This is a genomic window from Cupriavidus sp. WGlv3, assembly GCF_023952475.1.
GTDB lineage: Bacteria > Pseudomonadota > Gammaproteobacteria > Burkholderiales > Burkholderiaceae > Cupriavidus > Cupriavidus phytorum.
In genome coordinates this window covers 1-1,195 of sequence record NZ_JALHRX010000101.1, presented here as the reverse complement: position 1 = coordinate 1,195, position 1,195 = coordinate 1, and the positions used below count along the sequence as shown (strand labels likewise).

The 1,195-nt window shown below is 61.8% G+C and carries 3 protein-coding genes; all 3 read right to left on the bottom strand.

The window, feature by feature from the left end:
• A partial coding sequence (locus tag MKD38_RS30630; RefSeq protein WP_197716325.1) for an IS66 family transposase occupies positions 1 to 376 on the bottom strand: 376 nt, incomplete at its 3' end.
• Between the two features lie 31 nt (positions 377 to 407).
• A complete protein-coding gene (gene tnpB / locus MKD38_RS30625; protein WP_012354445.1) occupies positions 408 to 758 on the bottom strand; it encodes an IS66 family insertion sequence element accessory protein TnpB in 351 nt (116 codons plus the stop codon).
• Positions 758 to 1,195, bottom strand: a 438-nt coding sequence (gene tnpA, locus MKD38_RS30620) for an IS66-like element accessory protein TnpA (RefSeq protein WP_147309682.1), incomplete at its 5' end; no start/stop codon positions are given. The genes tnpA and tnpB, both read right to left, overlap by 1 nt.

Here is a 1,195-nt window from a genome sequence, read left to right as displayed (position 1 = left end):
CCCGCTCTGACTCCGGCAGTTCGTGGCGCATTGGCACGCGGGGAAGCGCCGGGTCCAACGGCTTGCGGCCGCGCTTCTTGCGCTTGTGACCGGCCACCTCAATCTCTGGCGTACCTTCTTCTTCCTGTGCCGGAAGTGTCGCCGCCGTTGGCGCCAGCGTCTCGGCTTCATTGAGGAACAGGTCCTTCTGCTGCGATCCCCGAACCTCGCTCGTGGCGCCGAACAGCTTGCGCTGGAAGGCCTTGAGCCTCTCGAGCAGCAGGTCACGCTCGACCGTCACCACGCGCAGTTTGCCTTTGAGCGCATCGCGCTCCTTGGCGGCATTGCGCAAGAGCTGGAGTTCCGCGGCGGTAATCGTGACAGGCGTTGACGACATGGCGGATTTGACCGTCGATGTCATGCAGCGTTCACACGGCCCGTTGGTAATGTCGCGGCGGGTGCCGCTGGACGGCACTGATGTCGATGCCGTCCAGCAGCCAGTGAAGTTGCTCGACCGAGAGCGTCGCCACTGCCGCCCCACGCGGCCAAGCAAAACGGTCTGCCTCAAGTCGTTTCAAAAAGAGCCAATATCCGTTCCGGTCCCAGCCAAGCAGCTTGATCCTATCGGCTCGTCGATTGCGAAACACGTAGACCGCTTGTGCGAACGGATCGAGCCCCAGCGACTGCTCGACCAGCGCCGACAGACCATTGATACTCTTGCGGAAATCCACAGCTTCCCGGTGCAGGTAGACCTTCAGCCCTTCGTCGAAGCGGAACATCAGCTCGCCCCCAACGCTTCGATCATCGCCTTTACGAGTTCACCGTCACGCTCACCGCATGCGAGCTCAATCGCTACGCCGTTTGGCAACTTCGCACTCAGCAGCGCGACTGATCGCGACGGCTGAGGTTGCGGTTCAACTGCCACGGCCGTCGTGCGACGCGGCGCAGTGACCACAGCTTCGACTTCAGGGGATCGGATTCCCTGAACAACCGGCACGAACGCCGCCAGCGAACCGTGTTCCACTGCCCTCGATTCCCGATGCAGCCGAATCCATTTGCGCAGTTGATTGGCATTGACTTGAGCCTTGAGCGCCATGCCTGCCACCGATGCGCCAGGCCGAAGACACAGCTCAATCAAACGCCGCTTGGCCACCGGCTCGTAATCGCGTTTCCCATTGCGCCGGACACGCACTACTCGCAGTGGAAAGCAGTCAAC